The following is a 16,768-nucleotide window of genomic DNA, read 5'->3' as shown; positions in this document are numbered from 1 at the left end:
TTGTTAGAAAATATTTTAGAAAAAGATAGGTCACTTTTAGTGTACCTAAATAATCTCGGAAGCGAGCAATGGGATGCATTTTGGTTGTTTATAACTAATCAGTTTAATTGGATCCCGTTGTTCCTTTTTGTTTTTTTTCTGATCATACGGAAGTTTGGCTGGAAAAAAGGAGGGATTATTATTTTAACCATGGCTGTACTAGTCGCGTTCTCAGATCAATTTACAAACCTTATCAAAGATAGTGTTGGCAGGTTAAGACCTAACAATGACCCTGGAATACAACATCTTTTAAGAAAATTGATCAACCCTCAGAGTCCTAGTTTTATTTCGGGTCATGCAACCACATCTACATTTTTTGTCATGTATACTGTGCTTCTTTTTAGGAAGACATACAAGTATATATGGTTGTTATTCTTATTCCCAGCGGTTTTTGCCTACAGCAGGGTATATTTAGGTGTACATTTTCCTTTAGATATTATCTGTGGAATCTTAACAGGTATTCTTTTAGGTAACCTGTATTATAGACTTATCAAAAAGATAGGACCAAAATTATTTGTTTAATTTTTTGTTATTGTAGTATAAATACTTTGTACTGTGATAATACGAAGTGATCAAACTATCCATTTTGGAAACAACTTTTGGATACAGAGTACTAACATCTACAGTTTCAGCATCCGTTAATTTATAAAGGTTAGTAGTGTTGGTTTGATTTGTCTTTGAATAGTAAAAACCATTCTGAATTAATCCAACCGCAGGTTCTCCTTTAATTTTTAAATGCACAAATCCGAATGAATCTGTATTTAAGGTATCCATGGCATTTGATCCCAAGGTATAATTGGTGTAATTTGTCCTGGCAATACTCGCAGCAGTAGGAAAAAGATCTACTAGCTTTGCCACGTTCGTTATCTTTTTAGCTTTGACATACTTTGGAGCATGGATGAAAAAAGGAACATGATGCACTTGTATTTCTAAATCAAATTCTTTTTTAAAATTGGCTGTAGGATTCATAGACGTATTGTGATCTCCAAAGAAAACAAAGATGCTATTATCATAATAACCTGATTCTTTAGCTCTTCTTAAAAATACATCGACATTAAAATCTAAATAACGTAGTGCATTTAGTTGTGCGAGCGAAATGAATCCAGCTTTTTTCAATACATCTTCGCTTATTTCTCCTTCTTTTAATGGTCTAAAGCTTCCCTTTTCATCAGGAACCGTAAATGGTCGATGGTTAGTTGCAGTTTGAATATACGCTACAAAAGGCGTTTCTTTTTTATGTAGTTCAGATAGAATTTTATCAGACTCTTTAAACAGGTCGTAATCATCAATTCCCCAAACATCTGCTCTGTCTTCAACTTCATAACTTCCTTCTTCATAAATCTTAAGGTCTTTGATATTTGATTGAAAGACACCTCGAATATTTGCCCAATTAGCACTACCCCCTAAAAAGTAGAATTTCTCGTAGCCTTCGAATTGATCAAAAATAATGCGTTGATCGACCACTCGCGCGTTTCTAGAGGCCGTTTTTACATCATCTATGTCTGCCAACCCTGTAATGCTAGCAAAGACACTGCCGGCTGTGCCAGGTTTGTGCACGTAAAAGTTATCAAAGTGAACACTTTCTTGCATCAATTTGTCCATATAAGGAGTTCCGTTGGCTGGATTTCCATAAAAGCCCATAGGAACCACTCCAAGAGATTCAAGCATTACCACGACAATATTAGGTTTCTTCTCTGGAATGGAATCAAAAGTAACTTCTCGTTGAAAATTAATACTATCGGAAGGTATATTCAGGTAATCTGCGATAACCGGGTAGTAGGCTTTTGTTTTCTCTAGATCTACACCTTCATTTCGAAAAGCAAAACTGTCAAAAAAATTAAGCACAGGATTTAGTGAAAACTGGTTGATGGTATTGTTCTTTGAGAAAAAAGCCTGACTCCAACGCAAAGGATAATGTGTAAAACTACCATAGATCCCAAATGATAATAGTAGAAATATACCAATAAAGTAGACCGCTTTAATTTTTTTAGAAATAGGATGCATTGCGGCACTTGCCGTTTTTTTATAGTGATATCGTGTCATAAAACGAGTTGCTAAAATCAGCACTAACAATCCAAACGCACCTTTCAATACGGGATAGCTCTCCCATAGTAATTGTGTAGAGATCTTCAAATTCGATAAAAAACGTAAAGAAGCGGCATCCAAACGAGTATATAAATAACTATAATATCCAATATCTATCAAGTAGAATACAGTTAAAGCAAGATAAGCCAATACAAGGTATATAGTGGCAATGATCTTGTAGATTTTCCTTTTAAAGAAAGAATGGTTTACAATTAAAATTAAAAGTGCTAAAGGAAAAAATGTCAATATCGCCAACTTTACATCGAATCGAACTCCAAACAAGAAAGCCGTACTTATTTCGTTACCACTAACATTATCAGTATGTACTAAAGCAAAAAAGAAGATAAGCCTAAAGACAAATGAAAAAATGAACAGGAATAGGACATTTAACACAATGTATCTTATATAATTTGGAAGCTTCTTTATCATAAATGGATGCTTTATGGCGCAAATTTATAAAACGATTTGCATTAATGAATTGTTACTGAGATATTTTATAATTATGAAGTGTACTCACTTTAACCAACTCCATTTTTTCTGATGTTTTGATTCCGATACCAACAAACGGAAACTCATCAGTAGATTGAATTTGATTCCCATCAAAGATCAATTCAGTTTTCATCATACTATTTGCTTGAATACTGTCAAAATCTTTTTTTAATGGTATACTATAGATTTCGTTAGCCTTTTTGTTTTGAAAGACAAGGGCTATATCAAGATTTGGAAGATCATAGGTGTAAGGATTGTTAACTGTTACATAAACCTTGTTGATTTTCTCTGTATTGAAATCTAATGATCCTGGATACATAAATTTGATTTCAACCTTAGAAATAGATTTGTAACCTTTTACGAATGAAACAAAAATGGAGTCTTTTCCAGATGCTTTCATACCAATTTTAGAGTATGCATCTCTAACACGGGTAATATGAGCAATTGAATCTGAGCTAAATACTTCATTGCTTGGCAGTAAACCATATTGATTTTTTCTACCTAAAAAATTCTTTTGATAATGCGGTTTTTCTTGCGCATAGAACCAGTAAATAGAGGCGTTTTGATAACTGTTGATAAAGAGTTTATCTACATTCTTGGTTTGTTCTTTAATATGGGTTGCCCATGTTTTATTTCCATAGAACTCCAATTGTACAGGAATAATCCCTTCGTTTGCGATCAGGATTCTGGCGAATATTATAATGATAATATTGACCATAGCGAGATAGTTAAATAATTTTATTTGTCTAGTATGTTCAATTAAATAACTGAAAGTTATCAAGATCAATGGAATCATAATGGGTGCTAACCATTGGGCTTGTACATGCCCCCGAAAAGAAGAGAGTAAGAAAAAGATGAAAAAACCAATAATGATGTAATTCAGCCCTTTATGGAACAGCGATGGTCTTTTAAGACCTTTGAAAAACGCTTTATAGAGTATCACAAATGTTACTCCCACAATGGCAACAGCATTGACAAAATGCAATAAGGTATCTTCTATTTGATAGGAAGCAACCGAAGCTCTTTCAAAGAGGTGATACCTAATAGATGGAAAATCATTCACATACTGCCAATACAGGTGAGGAAAAAATAGAAGGATGGTTACCAAACCACTTAACCATATTTTAGGATCTCTTAGTACTTTTATATTAGAGATCAACACAAAGAAAATAACCAATATTCCTTGATACTTACTGTATAACATACCTGCCATAGCCAGCGCAATAATCAAACTGTTTATGAGTGTACGATGTTGTAAATATCTTTTATAGGCCCATAGGAATAATGCCATAAATAATAACAACGGAGTGTCTGGTACCGTTATAAATCCATATACATTTAAAAGAGCCGTAGAGAGAAAAAGTAAAAGAAAAAGAGGTTTATAGGCTGCTTTCTTAGGATGATCAATGGTGTTCCAGACCAATAGTAGCATCGCTATAAAACCAATACCACTTATAAATCGAACGCCTAACTCTTCTAAAAAGAACAGATCACTTATCCATATATATAAAGAAACTAAAGGAGGATGATCGAAGTACCCGAAAGCCATACTTTGGCTGTATACCCAATAATAGGCTTCATCAACTAATAGTTCTGTACCAACAGATTGTACAATGTTCATAATAAAAATAATCAGTAGTACAACAGGGAAAAAATAGGGAGATGCTTTTAATCTATTCATCTTTTAAATTCATCAATTTTTTGGCAGATAAAAATGGCGTTGTTGTTCCAGATTTTAATTTTTTGATTTCTTCTTCTAGCGGTTTTTCAATTTTCTTATTCTGAAAGAAAGCGTCTTTGAGTTGTTGGTTTATCGTTGAAATAAGCCAATGTGTATTTTGATCATTTCGTTTCTTGTCAAAATAACCAGATTCTTGTGCCAGTGCAATATACTCTTGTATTAAATCATGAATTTTATCAATCCCTGTGTTTTGTAATGCGCTTGCAATCAGTACTTTTGGTTGCCATCCACTTTCTTTTGGAGGATATAGATGCAAGGCTCTGTTGAATTCTGTTTTGGCGATCTTTGCTTTTTTTACATTCTCTCCATCGGCTTTATTAATCACTATAGCATCTGCCATTTCTATGATGCCTCGCTTGATACCTTGTAGTTCATCACCAGCGCCAAATAACTTAAGCAATAAGAAGAAATCTACCATAGAGTGGACAGCTGTTTCACTTTGACCAACTCCAACTGTTTCAATAATAATGGTGTCAAAACCGGCAGCTTCGCAAAGAATAATACTCTCCTTGGTCTTTTGCGCAACACCTCCTAAGGATGTACCTGAAGGTGAGGGGCGAATAAAGGCGTTTTTATCGGTTACCAACTCTTCCATTCTGGTTTTATCTCCTAAAACGCTCCCTTTATTAATAGAACTACTTGGGTCAACCGCTAATACTGCTACTTTTTTTCCTTTTTGCGTAAGGTGTTTTCCGAAGGCTTCGATAAACGTGCTCTTACCAACACCAGGAACTCCAGTAATACCAATTCTAATAGCATTATGCGCAAACGGAAGACATTGTTCTAAGATCTTATTAGCTTTTTCTTGATGTTTAACGTTGGTGCTTTCTATTAAGGTAATCGCTCTACTTAAAAAAGTAATATCACCTTTCAATATATGTGTAACAAAATCATCAACGCTAGGAATCTTTCCTCTATTAACTTTAATGTTTTTAGCTGCTTTTTGGCTGGTAGTTTCAGGTGGTGAAACTCCATCTTTTTCATGTAAAGCGGTAGGTCGACGTTTAGTCATAAAATCAAATGACGAATTATTAATGTAAATTTAGAAATAAAATAGCACAAAATGCAACACAGGAGAAAATGGTTCGTCTCTAAGGTAAGAAATCAACAATGAGTAACATCAAATTACTACATCAACCAATCATTGAGAAGTGCAAGGAAAATGATCCAAAAGCACAGATGGAGTTATATAAACTCTATGCAGATTCTATGTTTATTATCGCTCAACGATATGTAAAAGATAGGTTCATTGCTGAGGATGTGATGCAAGATGCTTTTATAAAAGCATTTAAGAAGATTGATACTTATAAGGCAGAAGTTACATTCGGTGCTTGGTTAAAAAGAATCGTAATCAATCAAAGTATTGATGAACTGAAGAAGAGAAAATTGGAGTTGGTTTCTATTAATAGTCAATTAAAAGAACCCGCTGAAGAGGATAATTGGCAGGTTGAAGACAGAACTACGGTTGATGAAGTTGTTAAATGCATCAACAATTTGAAAGAAAAATATAGAGTAGTATTATCGCTATATCTATTAGAAGGATACGATCACAGAGAGATTTCTCAAATATTAGGAATTACGGAAGTGACATCTAGAACAAACCTCCTGCGAGGGAAGAAAAAAGTAAAAGAGAATTTAAAATCCATACGTTATGCCGAAGGATATTAGAAAAATGTTAGAAAACTACTCAGAAAAACCTTCTGAACTGTCAACAAATCACAACAAACGATTTGAAGAGAGGTTATTCAAGGAATTGCATTCGGAGGAAAAGAAAAAAAGACCTGTAATACAATGGTTGTCTATTGCGGCCTCTATTGTGTTGTTAGTAACTTTAGGAGTCAAGTTTATTGATTTTGGAGGTGAGATAGAAACCGAAGACCCAGTAGAGAAAAAACTGACGTTAGGAAGTATTTCTCCAGACTTAAATACCATTGAATCGTATTACATCAATAGTATAAATTTAGAATTAAGTGAACTAGAAGTTACAGATGAAAATAAGGAGTTACTCAACGATTATTTAGAAAAGATTGGAGAGTTGACCAAAGAATATAAATCATTAACCGAAGAGCTCAATACAAAAGGAGTTAATGATCAAACCATCGATGCATTAATAAGCAATCTTAGATTGCGATTACAGTTGTTACAACGCTTGAAAAAACAATTAAACGATTTTAAAAAATTAAATCTAAAACAAAATGAAATTCAGCAAGTATAAAATAATAACTATGTTTTTGGCAGTAGGTATTGTATGCAGTGCCTTTGGACAAAAGCAAGACAAAACATATAAAGAAACCTTTAATGTAAATAAAGATGTTATAGTAGAGATCAACGCTTCTAACAACGATATTGAGGTAACTACATGGAACAAGAATCAAGTGCAGGTAGAAGCAACAATTGAAATAGAAGGTTTAACCAAAGAAGAAGCCGCTAAGTACTTTAAGAACTATAAGTTTGAAGCTTTAGGAAATAGTAAGCGCGTGGTAATAACCTCAAAAGGAAGTGGCTTTTATGGGTTAAATAACAATTTTGTTATTTTTAATAAGGATGATTTCCATTTCCCTGAAGTGGTGATCCCAGATATGGATTTTGATTTCAACTTTCCTGAGATGGAAACCATTGTGATCCCGGATATTGATTTGCAAAATGTATTTAAAGGCTTAGAGAACATGGAGTTTGACTTTGATAAATATAGCAAAGATGGAAAGAATTACTTCTTTCAATGGAAAGACAGTGCAAGAAATATTAGCATCAAGTCCAAAAAAGAGTGGGAAAAGTTTAAAAAGTCGAAAGAATATAAAGAGTGGAAAAAAGAAATGAAAGTGAATGCTGCAAAGATCAAGAAAGATCTTGCAAAAGCTAGGTTGGAATTGAAAAAAGTCAATAAAGAGACCATTGAAAATGCTTTCAAAGAAGCGAAAATAGCGATGTCAAAGATTGACAAAGAAAAAATCAATATAGAATTGGCTAAAGTAAAAAAAGCCATGGGTAAAGTTAAAGGAAATTACTTCTTTGATTCGGATGGAGATGTAATCATTAATGATAAGAAGGTGAAGATCAAGAAGAAGATTACGATTAAAGTACCAAAAGGAGCTACGTTTGAATTGAATACGAGACACTGTAAGGTTAAGTTACCAAATACTACGGCTGCTTCAGGAAAATCGTCGTATGGAACCTTTAGTGCAACCGGATTATTAGGAGGTGATTTAAAGATCTACTACGCTCCTGTAACCATCAATATTCTAAAGAACGCAGAACTATCATTGCATAATGTAACCGATGCTACTATTGCATCGGTTGCTAATGCAACGTTGTCTTCTAGTTCTGGTCTACTGAAGATAAATGAAATATTCTCAGATGTAGATCTTGAATCTTCGTTTGGCGAATTAACCATTGGTAAACTAAATAGCTCGTTGTCAGATTTCAATTTGACTTTGAGACAATCAGATGCAAAAATTGGAAAAACCTTTTTCGTGAATAATATAAAGTATGGTAAATATAAAGATACATTTACGGGTAATTTTACTTTAGAAACAAAGAAGGGTGGAGTATCTATTAATGGAAAATATAGCTCATTAGAACTCATAAAATAAGATAGCCAATGTTATAGTACTACTTTAAAAAATTACCAAACTTCTAACAAAATTCCATTTCTGTATTCTTCATAAAGTGCCTATCTTTAGCAAATCTAAATAGACGCTTTTTTTTATGGAATTATATAAAGAGAACCCAATAAAAATATACAATTCACTTACGAAAACGAAAGAAATTTTTACTCCAGTTACGGAGGGGTATGTTGGAATGTATGTTTGCGGTCCTACCGTATATAGCAATGCACATTTAGGAAATCTGAGGACATTCATGTTCTTTGATGTTGTTTTTAGATACTTTTTACATTTAGGTTATAAGGTACGTTACGTTAGGAATATTACCGACGCTGGACACTTAGAGAATGATGCCGATGAAGGAGAAGATAGAATTGCTAAGAAGGCACGATTAGAAAAAATAGAACCTATGGAGGTGGTGCAACGTTATACAGTTGATTTCCATCAAGTATTAAATGATTACAATTTTTTGCCACCAAGTATCGAACCCACCGCTACAGGTCATATTGTAGAACAAATAGAAATGATCAAAGAGATCATGGATAAAGGGTTTGCATATGAGGTAAATGGTTCTGTATACTTTGATGTACATGCGTACAACAAAGAAAATAACTACGGAATTCTTTCAGGTCGAAAAGTCGAAGATCTAATTCATAATACAAGGGCTTTAGATGGGCAATCTGATAAGAAAAACCCACAAGATTTTGCACTGTGGAAAAAAGCAGATGAAAAGCACATTATGCGCTGGCCATCGCCATGGTCTGATGGTTTTCCAGGATGGCACTTGGAATGTTCGGTAATGAGCTCTAAATATTTAGGCGAACAGTTTGATATTCACGGAGGAGGAATGGATTTAAAGTTTCCGCATCACGAATGTGAAATTGCACAGTCAAAAACATGTAGCGGACAAGATCCAGTAAACTATTGGATACATACCAATATGTTACTGTTAAATGGTCAGAAAATGGCTAAATCTACTGGAAATTTCATTTTACCAGGAGAAATTTTAACGGGTGAAAATGATGTATTAAGCAAAGCATTTTCTGCGAGTGTAGTACGCTTTTTTAATATGCAGGCTAATTATAGAAGTATTTTAGACTTTTCTAGCGATGCATTAGAAGCTTCAGAAAAGGGATATCATAAATTAATGGATGCACTTAGTGCATTAAATAGAGTAGATGTAGGAAAATCATCTGGTTTTGATGTTAAGGATTGGGTGGCGAAATGTTATGCCGCAATGAGTGATGATTTTAATACGCCCATTTTGATTTCTCATTTATTCGAAGGCGTAAAGCATATCAACCAAATGAAGGAAGGGAAACTAACCCTCGCAGCAGAAGACCTTGAGATGTTTAAGAATAAAATGCATGCTTTCGTATTCGATGTTTTAGGTTTAAAGGATGAGGCTAAAGAAGAAGGTTCTTCGAAGGTTGAAGGTATTGTTGAGTTGTTGATCAAGCTTAGAAAGGAAGCAAGAGACAATAAAGATTGGGCATTATCCGATCAGATAAGAGACGAATTACTTGCTTTAGGTATTCAATTGAAGGATGGAAGAGAAGGAACTACTTTTTCTGTAAATTAGTTTGAAGAGAATTCTGACATATCCCTTTGTCGCATTAGTTCGATTCTATCAAGTGGCAATTTCGCCATATACACCTTCTACCTGCAGATATACACCTACATGTTCTCATTATACCATTGAAGCATTGCAGAAAAGAGGTTTGTTTATAGGTGGCTGGTTAGCGATAAAGAGAATATTTAGTTGCCACCCTTGGGGAGGTAGTGGTCATGATCCAGTACCAGAAAAGAAAAATAATTAATAACTACATTAGTAACATAATAAAAGATATATGAATTTTTTAGCAATTACATGGGATCCATCAATAGGAATCAATTTAGGTTTCTTTACCATTAGATGGTATAGTTTAATGTTTGTGGCGGCCTTTTTGTTAGGGTATAGATTAATGACTAAGATGTATATCAAAGATGGTATTCCTAAGGAAAAAATGGAACCCTTATTCATGTATACCTTTGTATCGATGCTGGTGGGAATGCGTTTAGGAGATGTGTTCTTTTATAGTTGGGGGTATTATAAAAATCATTTACTTGAGATTATTCTACCGTTTAAAGAGAAGGCAGGGTCTAGTGCTTTGTTTGGTCTTTTAGATGGATGGGAGTTTACTGGTTTTACGGGTTTTGCAAGCCATGGTGCTGCAATAGGAATCATCATAGCTATGTATTTCTATTCTAAAAAACATCTTAAAAAACCACTGTTGTTTATATTGGATAGGTTAGTAGTTGTTTCTGCATTAGGAGCATTTTTTGTACGTGTTGGAAATTTCTTTAATTCAGAAATTTATGGAAAAGCAACAGGATCTGATTTTGGAGTTATTTTTCCTGTGAGTGATCCTGAGTTAATCCCAAGACATCCAACACAATTATACGAAGCTTTTAGTTACCTAGTATTATTCTTTATTCTTTGGAGACTGTATTGGAAAACAGATAAAAAAGAGCAATTAGGTTACTTATTTGGCGTATTCATGGTAGGACTTTGGTCTCTACGATTCTTTATTGAGTTCTTAAAAGTAGCGCAAACGGAGGGTAGAGAAGATTGGGTATTTAATTCATTGAATACGGGTCAAGTATTAAGTATTCCGCTTATTTTAATAGGATTTTGGTTGATGTTTCGAAAACGAATAGCAACTGCATAATATAAAAAAAGCCTCGATCATTCGAGGCTTTTTTATAGTGGTATGAGGCGTTTATCCTTTTACTTTGTTTTTAAACTTATCAAACTTTGTCTTTTCTTTCTTCGGCCAAGAGTTGTTCTTTGTATCTACATCTGCCGTTTCTAAATCTGGGTCAATTTGAATGTTTTTAATTTGTTTCGAGGAGCTAAATACTTTCGTCACTTGCTTGTCGTTAAACCTCCAAATCTGAGCTGGGTAGGTTTTTCTTTCTTTCGTACCGTCTTGATATGTAAACTCAACGATAATAGGCATTACTAATCCACCAGGCTTGTCGTATGTAATTTCATAAAGATAGGTATCGTGTTTTTCAGAAAAGCCTAAGCCCTCTGTTGTATCTTCAACAAACTCTACTCGATTTCCTGAATCCTTAGTCGTAAATTTTTTCACTCCTTTAATTCCAATATCCGTTACATCAGTAGTGTAAAACCACCCTCTCCAAAACCAATCTAAATCCATTGCAGAAGCGTCTTCCATAGTCCTAAAGAAATCAGCAGGTGTAGGGTGCTTAAACTTCCATCTTTTTGCATACTCTTTAAAAGCATGATCAAATAACTCTGGGCCCATAATCGTTTGTCTTAACATCCATAGACCTGTAGCTGGTTTTCCATAGGCATTGTTCCCAAAACTATACACATTGTCTCCTTTTGACATGATTGGAGCAATTCTGGATTGATCTCCACTCATGTACTTGACAATATTCTTTGGATATCCTCTTGTGATAGGGAAGTTCGGGTCATAATCTAACTCAGCTAACATCTCCATATAAGAATTTAAACCTTCATCCATCCATGTCCATTGACGCTCATCAGAATTTACGATCATTGGGAAATAGTTATGTCCAACTTCATGGATAGTCACTTTGATCATTCTGTATTTTGTTCTATCCGAATAGGTTCCATCCGGATTTGGTCTCCCTGGATTGAAACATATTTGCGGATATTCCATTCCCATCTGACCATCAACTGAAATAGCTTTGTGGTATGGGTAATCAAAGGTATATCTAGAATACGTTTTTAATGTTTGCGCAACGGCTCTAGTAGAGTGATCTCCATAGAGCGGATTGGCTTCTTTAGAATATAAAGAGTACGCCATCACATTTTTTCCGTTAATATCTACGGCCATTCCGTCCCAGATAAATTTTCTTGAAGTTGCAAACGCATAGTCTCTAACATTCTCTGCAGAAAATTTCCATGTCTTTGTTTTATTAGAGCGTTTTTGTTCTGCTTTTATAGCCTCCTCCTGAGTATGAATGATCACTGGATTATCGAAGGTCTTTCTTGCTAAAGCTAATCGTTGTCTCTGCTTTCTAGTAAGCACTTCTTTTTCGTTTAACAGAACACCTGTAGCACCTAATACGTGATCTGCAGGGACTGTTATATTTACTTTAAAATCGCCAAATTCTAAAGCCCATTCACTTCGGCCCCAAAATTGGTCATTCTGCCAACCTTCAACATTATCATATACACACAGTCTTGGATAAAATTGAGCGATTACATAATTGTTATTTCCATCTTTCTCAAAGTGCTCATATCCCGAGCGACCACCCTGAGTTCTGTGATTGTTAATATTATACCACCAGCTAATTTTGAATTTGAATTCTTCTCCAGGAGCCAAAGCTTTTGGTAAATTAATGCGCATCATGGTTTGATTTACAGTATGTGATAAATCGCTTCCATCCATGTAGGTAACTCCTGTAATTTTAAAACCACCATCGAATTTTCCGTCAGGGAAGGCCCTGCTATAAAACCTTTTCGAAATCGTCTTTGGGACGTTTCTAGGGGTAATGTCTGGTGTTTTTGAGTCAGCAGCACGTCTGTTTTGATCTAATTGGACCCATAAATAAGAAAGATGATCTTCAGAATTATTATGATAGGTAATGGTCTCATTCCCTGTAATTCTTCTTTTGTCATCATCTAAGACGATGTCCATTTCATAATCGACTTTCTGTTGTGTATATTTTGGCCCTGGTGCTCCAGAAGCCAAACGCTGACTATTTGGTGTGGCCAGAACATCTTTAAGTTGTCTGAACTTGTTTTGATTTATATGCCCTTCCTGAGTTTTCTTTGGAGTATTTTGTGCAAAAACACTTATCGAAACAAATAGAAACGAAAGAACAAGAGGAGTTAATTTCTTCATGTTGTAATGATTTGATTTTTTTAACGAGCGTTAAATTAGGAATAATGATTAAGAATGTTAAGGAAATAGTGAAAATTAACAAAATTTATTTCGTTGTTTAAAATGGAAAAGCGTCCATTAGAATACACTAATAGACGCTTTTTATTTATACTATAAAAGAGTGTTTACCCTTTTACTTTTTCTTTGAACTTATCGAACTTCGCTTTTTCTTTCTTTGGCCAAGAGTTGTTCTTAGTATCTACATCTGCAGTCTCTAAATCAGGATCAACAGTGATCTTGGTGATCTCTTTATTCGAAGCAAATACACGTTTAACCTGCTTATCATTTCTCATCCAGATTTGTGCTGGGAAGGTTTGCTTTTCTTTGGTACCATCAGCATATGTTAATTCAACAATGATTGGCATAACTAATCCTCCTGGTTTCTCAAAAGTTACTTCATACATATAGCTAGGAGCTTCTTTTAAGCTTTTTCTGTCCACTTCAGATAAAGAACTTAAATAGTCTGTTAAGTTCTTTGGATTTACAGCATCTTCCTTCTTATCTGTCATAAAGATCATCGGACCTTGTCTTTTAAAATAAGCAGGATACTGTTCCATTAACTTTTTAGTTCTCTCGTTTGGCTTATCTGTAAGGTATAAAGACTTTACTTCTTTTATTCCTATATCGCTGTAATCTGTTGTATAGAACCATCCTCTCCAAAACCAGTCAAGATCCATCGCAGAAGCATCTTCCATTGATCTAAAGAAATCTGCTGGTGTTGGGTGTTTAAACATCCATCTCTGAGAGTATGTTCTAAATGCATAATCAAATAATTCAGGACCCATAATGGTCTGACGTAGCATATATAACCCTGCAGCAGGTTTTGTATAAGCATTAGGGCCAAACTGTTTTACATAATCTCCTTGTGACATGATAGGAGATAAGTTACTTTGACTTCCGCCCATATATCTTACGATATCTTTTGGTAAGTTTCCAGTGAAGAAATTAGGATCGTAGTCTAGCTCAGCTAATGTTTCTACAAATGAATTTAAACCTTCGTCCATCCATGTCCACTGACGCTCATCAGAATTTACAATCATAGGAAAGAAGTTGTGTCCAACCTCGTGCGTAATTACACCAATCATTCCTCTTTTTGTTCTTTCCGAGTATGTTCCATCAGCATTTGGACGACCATAGTTGAAACAAATCATCGGATATTCCATTCCTTGATTCTTAGCATGTACAGAGATTGCTTTGCTATATGGATAGTCGAATGTCAATTTAGAATACTCTTCTAATGTATTTGCTACAACTCTTGTCGAGTGCTCTTCCCATAATGGGTTTCCTTCTTTAGGATATAATGAAACGGCCATTACCGTTCTCCCATTAATATTTACACCCATTGCATCCCAGATATATTTTCTTGAAGATGCCCATGCAAAATCCCGTACATTCTTAGCATTAAAGTGCCACGTCTTTGTCTTAGTAGAACGTCCTTTTTCAGCTATTTCAGCTTCTTCCTGCGTTACAATAAAAACAGGGTCTTTAAAAGATTTAGCAGCTTGTTGATAGCGCTTCATTTGTTTTCTAGTCAATACTTTTTTAGCATTTTGTAGATCACCTGTAGCATCCAGTATATGATCTGCAGGAACTGTGATCTTTACATCATAATCACCAAACTCTAAAGCCCACTCACTACGTCCCCAGAATTGCATATTTTGCCACCCTTCTACATTATCATATACCGCTAACCTTGGAAAGAATTGTGCAATTGTATAATTGTTATTTCCATCAGGAAATGATTCAAAACCAGAACGACCACCATCTTCTACAGAGTTATTTACTAAATAATTCCACTTAATACTAAATTTGAATGTTGCTCCCGGAGCTAATGGCTTCGGTAAGTTGATTCTCATCATGGTTCTATTTATCATATGAGATAAAGGACTACCATTTGAATTTTTAACCGCTTCGATTTGGAAACCAAACCCTGGCTTATCTTGCATGTATCTTCCAGCAAAGTTTTTAGTTGACACAAATGCACTAGCACCTTGAGAACGCGCTAAAGGTGTTTTAGAATCTGGAGCTCTCATGTTTTGATCCAATTGAACCCATAGATATTCTAAGTGATCTTTAGAATTGTTATGATATGTAATGTCTTCATTACCGTATATACGATTGGTTGCTTCGTCTAAACGAATGTTCATTACATAGTCTACCTTTTGTTGCGTATACTCATTACCAGGTGCACCTGATGCAGTTCTTTGACTGTTAGGTGTTGGCAGCACATCTTTCATCTGCCTAAATTTGTTGGTGTCTGTATGACCACCTTCACGCTTTTTCGGAGCTTCCTGTGCAAAGACAGCAGCACTCACAAAGAGCAATGAAAATAAAAAAGAAGTTATTTTCTTCATGTTATAATTGTTTGGATTTTTTAAAATGTGCGTTAAAGTACTAATTAGAGTCTATATACTTAATGAAATGTTAAAATTTTAACAAAGCTTTATCATTTTTTTTGGTCAATAGCTTGCTTCTATTGACTCCGTTGGCTTTAGCCTTAATTAGATTTTGTTGTTTTGGGAAGTGTTCTATTAAAATGCTTGAAGAAATTTCTAGGCTCTCAAGACTTTTAACCCCTTCAATTTCAAGATAGAAAAAAATATTATCTCCTTCATACTCTTTTCCTAAATAATTGAATGTAAGTTCTTTACTTTTAGTTTTTAAGTGTAAGTTCTTTTTCAGGTATTCTTTAAAGTAAGTGTCACTTTCTTTTAACTCTTTTTTAGTATCAAGTTGTAGATCTATATTGTGAATATCATTTAAAGCAGTTTCCATATCATCGATAAAAATATTTAAGATAATCTGAATAGACTCAGTATCACTTTTATATTCTATCTGAGTCAGACTCAAGTAATATTTATGTGCATTAAAAGCGAATAGTGGAATTAAGAATAATAATAGGATATACTTATTTTTCCTCATTAGGTGTTTCTTTACTTTCTTTTAGAATTTTATGGTAAGCTATGCTTTCCCGTTTTAATATTTTAATGACGTCTAGTTTTTTCTGCTGTAAATATAACTTCTCTATTCCTAATGGATTACAGAATTCCAAAAAATGATGATATTTTTCTCTTGGAATTTTTAAGTCTACATAGAAAAAGGAAGCTCCGAATTCTTCCAACAATAATTCAGGAAACTTTTTCTGATAGCTCACTTGTCTGCGAAGTGCCCAGAGTCTTTCAGAATATTTGAATGGCATCACAAATTTGGTGCCAGCACCCATACCAAAGGCTTGGTTAGGATCTGTCTGTACCGTATGTGGCCGTACATTTTTGTCAATATGATCATCAGCTACCGGAGCGGTCATATCGACTTTTGAAAAATCCATGGTATTCTTTAAAGCAGTCTCTTTTTTGTTTTCAGGTGTTTGTTTTGTGTCTGAGGTTAAAGATCCTATAAGGTTATGTTTCTTTAGAACAATCTCATCCAAAATGTAGGTTTTTCTTTTAAGACGGATGGCAAAATGTTTACTCTCTATATTGTATTTTGTTATAATTGAAATTGCCGTTTCATGCTGAACGGATGAAATTCTTAACGAATCACCGAGCGAAACATACATTCTAAACTCTCCTTGATCATTAGAAGAAGTTCCTTTATTTGTGCTTAGATTCAAGATATTCGCATTTTTTATAAGGGATACAGAATCTAGTACCTTTCCATAAATAAACACCTTCTTTTTCTGGGAATATAGGGCAGAAGATAGTAAGAATAAAATAACAAGACTGTGTAGTTTTTTTTTCACTAATTTTTGGGTTGATTCGGATTACTAAGGTAGTAAACCCTAGATAAAAAACTCTTATATATTTGTGAAGACTAGCGTAATCTTATGTTAAAATTATTTCATAAAGCATCTAATTTAACTGAGAATAAGTTTAGTAATTTAGCAA

14 protein-coding genes are annotated in these 16,768 nt (G+C 34.3%); 7 read left to right on the top strand and 7 right to left on the bottom strand.

Features of this window, described 5'->3' with window-relative positions; genetic code table 11:
* Nucleotides 1-561 (top strand): phosphatase PAP2 family protein, encoded by a 561-nt coding sequence (locus RQM59_RS06705; protein WP_349241314.1) that lies wholly within the window; start codon nt 1-3, stop codon nt 559-561.
* Here RQM59_RS06705 and RQM59_RS06700 read toward each other — a convergent pair.
* The 3 genes from RQM59_RS06700 to meaB are packed head-to-tail and all read right to left on the bottom strand — an operon-like array spanning nt 550 to nt 5,366.
* A complete protein-coding gene (locus RQM59_RS06700) occupies nt 550-2,553 on the bottom strand; it encodes an LTA synthase family protein (protein ID WP_349241313.1) in 2,004 nt (667 codons plus the stop codon). The two genes, RQM59_RS06705 and RQM59_RS06700, sit on opposite strands and share 12 nt — an antisense overlap.
* 52 nt (nt 2,554-2,605) lie before the next feature.
* A complete protein-coding gene (locus RQM59_RS06695; RefSeq protein WP_349241312.1) occupies nt 2,606-4,294 on the bottom strand; it encodes an ArnT family glycosyltransferase in 1,689 nt (562 codons plus the stop codon).
* Nucleotides 4,287-5,366 carry a methylmalonyl Co-A mutase-associated GTPase MeaB gene (gene meaB / locus RQM59_RS06690; protein ID WP_349241311.1) on the bottom strand — a complete coding sequence of 360 codons (1,080 nt, stop codon included), beginning with the start codon at nt 5,364-5,366 and terminating at the stop codon, nt 4,287-4,289. The genes RQM59_RS06695 and meaB overlap by 8 nt, the downstream gene beginning before the upstream one ends.
* Before the next feature lie 98 nt (nt 5,367-5,464).
* On the opposite strand from meaB, the gene RQM59_RS06685 reads away from it, so the two are divergent.
* From RQM59_RS06685 to lgt, 6 genes are all read left to right on the top strand, one after another.
* Complete coding sequence (locus RQM59_RS06685) at nt 5,465-6,022, top strand: RNA polymerase sigma factor (RefSeq protein WP_349241310.1); 558 nt, start codon at nt 5,465-5,467, stop codon at nt 6,020-6,022.
* Nucleotides 6,006-6,569 carry a hypothetical protein gene (locus RQM59_RS06680; protein WP_349241309.1) on the top strand — a complete coding sequence of 188 codons (564 nt, stop codon included), beginning with the start codon at nt 6,006-6,008 and terminating at the stop codon, nt 6,567-6,569. Before RQM59_RS06685 ends, RQM59_RS06680 begins: the two co-directional genes overlap by 17 nt.
* 10 nt (nt 6,570-6,579) lie before the next feature.
* Nucleotides 6,580-7,944 carry a V-type ATP synthase subunit E family protein gene (locus RQM59_RS06675; protein ID WP_349241308.1) on the top strand — a complete coding sequence of 455 codons (1,365 nt, stop codon included), beginning with the start codon at nt 6,580-6,582 and terminating at the stop codon, nt 7,942-7,944.
* A gap of 115 nt (nt 7,945-8,059) precedes the next feature.
* Nucleotides 8,060-9,538, top strand: a complete 1,479-nt coding sequence (cysS, locus tag RQM59_RS06670; protein ID WP_349241307.1) for a cysteine--tRNA ligase — start codon at nt 8,060-8,062, stop codon at nt 9,536-9,538.
* Nucleotides 9,534-9,776, top strand: a complete 243-nt coding sequence (gene yidD, locus RQM59_RS06665; protein ID WP_432208136.1) for a membrane protein insertion efficiency factor YidD — start codon at nt 9,534-9,536, stop codon at nt 9,774-9,776. The genes cysS and yidD overlap by 5 nt, the downstream gene beginning before the upstream one ends.
* 30 nt (nt 9,777-9,806) lie before the next feature.
* Nucleotides 9,807-10,667 (top strand): prolipoprotein diacylglyceryl transferase, encoded by an 861-nt coding sequence (lgt, locus tag RQM59_RS06660; protein ID WP_349241305.1) that lies wholly within the window; start codon nt 9,807-9,809, stop codon nt 10,665-10,667.
* Between the two features lie 51 nt (nt 10,668-10,718).
* On the opposite strand, the gene RQM59_RS06655 is transcribed toward lgt, so the two are convergent.
* The 4 genes from RQM59_RS06655 to RQM59_RS06640 all read right to left on the bottom strand — a co-directional run bounded on the left by RQM59_RS06655 (nt 10,719) and on the right by RQM59_RS06640 (nt 16,623).
* Entirely contained in the window at nt 10,719-12,842 is a 2,124-nt protein-coding gene (locus RQM59_RS06655; RefSeq protein ID WP_349241304.1) for a M1 family metallopeptidase, read from the bottom strand.
* A 164-nt stretch (nt 12,843-13,006) separates the two neighbouring features.
* Complete coding sequence (locus tag RQM59_RS06650) at nt 13,007-15,235, bottom strand: M1 family metallopeptidase (protein ID WP_349241303.1); 2,229 nt, start codon at nt 15,233-15,235, stop codon at nt 13,007-13,009.
* 70 nt (nt 15,236-15,305) lie between these two features.
* Complete coding sequence (locus RQM59_RS06645) at nt 15,306-15,803, bottom strand: DUF6702 family protein (RefSeq protein ID WP_349241302.1); 498 nt, start codon at nt 15,801-15,803, stop codon at nt 15,306-15,308.
* Nucleotides 15,790-16,623 carry a carboxypeptidase-like regulatory domain-containing protein gene (locus tag RQM59_RS06640; protein WP_349241301.1) on the bottom strand — a complete coding sequence of 278 codons (834 nt, stop codon included), beginning with the start codon at nt 16,621-16,623 and terminating at the stop codon, nt 15,790-15,792. Before RQM59_RS06640 ends, RQM59_RS06645 begins: the two co-directional genes overlap by 14 nt.
* Between the last annotated feature and the right edge of the window lie 145 nt (nt 16,624-16,768).

This window comes from Asprobacillus argus (assembly GCF_032248395.1).
Lineage (GTDB): Bacteria > Bacteroidota > Bacteroidia > Flavobacteriales > Flavobacteriaceae > Polaribacter > Polaribacter argus.
Note: the sequence above shows the minus strand (reverse complement) of the source record. Positions and strands in the feature narration are given on the sequence as shown.

Coding starts and splice junctions, on each gene's coding strand:
- RQM59_RS06680 (WP_349241309.1), top strand. CDS start 6,006: ATGCCGAAGGATATTAGAAAAATGTTAGAAAACTACTCAGAAAAACCT.
- meaB (WP_349241311.1), bottom strand. CDS start 5,366: ATGACTAAACGTCGACCTACCGCTTTACATGAAAAAGATGGAGTTTCA.
- lgt (WP_349241305.1), top strand. CDS start 9,807: ATGAATTTTTTAGCAATTACATGGGATCCATCAATAGGAATCAATTTA.
- RQM59_RS06695 (WP_349241312.1), bottom strand. CDS start 4,294: ATGAATAGATTAAAAGCATCTCCCTATTTTTTCCCTGTTGTACTACTG.
- RQM59_RS06650 (WP_349241303.1), bottom strand. CDS start 15,235: ATGAAGAAAATAACTTCTTTTTTATTTTCATTGCTCTTTGTGAGTGCT.
- RQM59_RS06645 (WP_349241302.1), bottom strand. CDS start 15,803: ATGAGGAAAAATAAGTATATCCTATTATTATTCTTAATTCCACTATTC.
- cysS (WP_349241307.1), top strand. CDS start 8,060: ATGGAATTATATAAAGAGAACCCAATAAAAATATACAATTCACTTACG.
- RQM59_RS06675 (WP_349241308.1), top strand. CDS start 6,580: ATGTTTTTGGCAGTAGGTATTGTATGCAGTGCCTTTGGACAAAAGCAA.
- RQM59_RS06700 (WP_349241313.1), bottom strand. CDS start 2,553: ATGATAAAGAAGCTTCCAAATTATATAAGATACATTGTGTTAAATGTC.
- RQM59_RS06685 (WP_349241310.1), top strand. CDS start 5,465: ATGAGTAACATCAAATTACTACATCAACCAATCATTGAGAAGTGCAAG.
- RQM59_RS06655 (WP_349241304.1), bottom strand. CDS start 12,842: ATGAAGAAATTAACTCCTCTTGTTCTTTCGTTTCTATTTGTTTCGATA.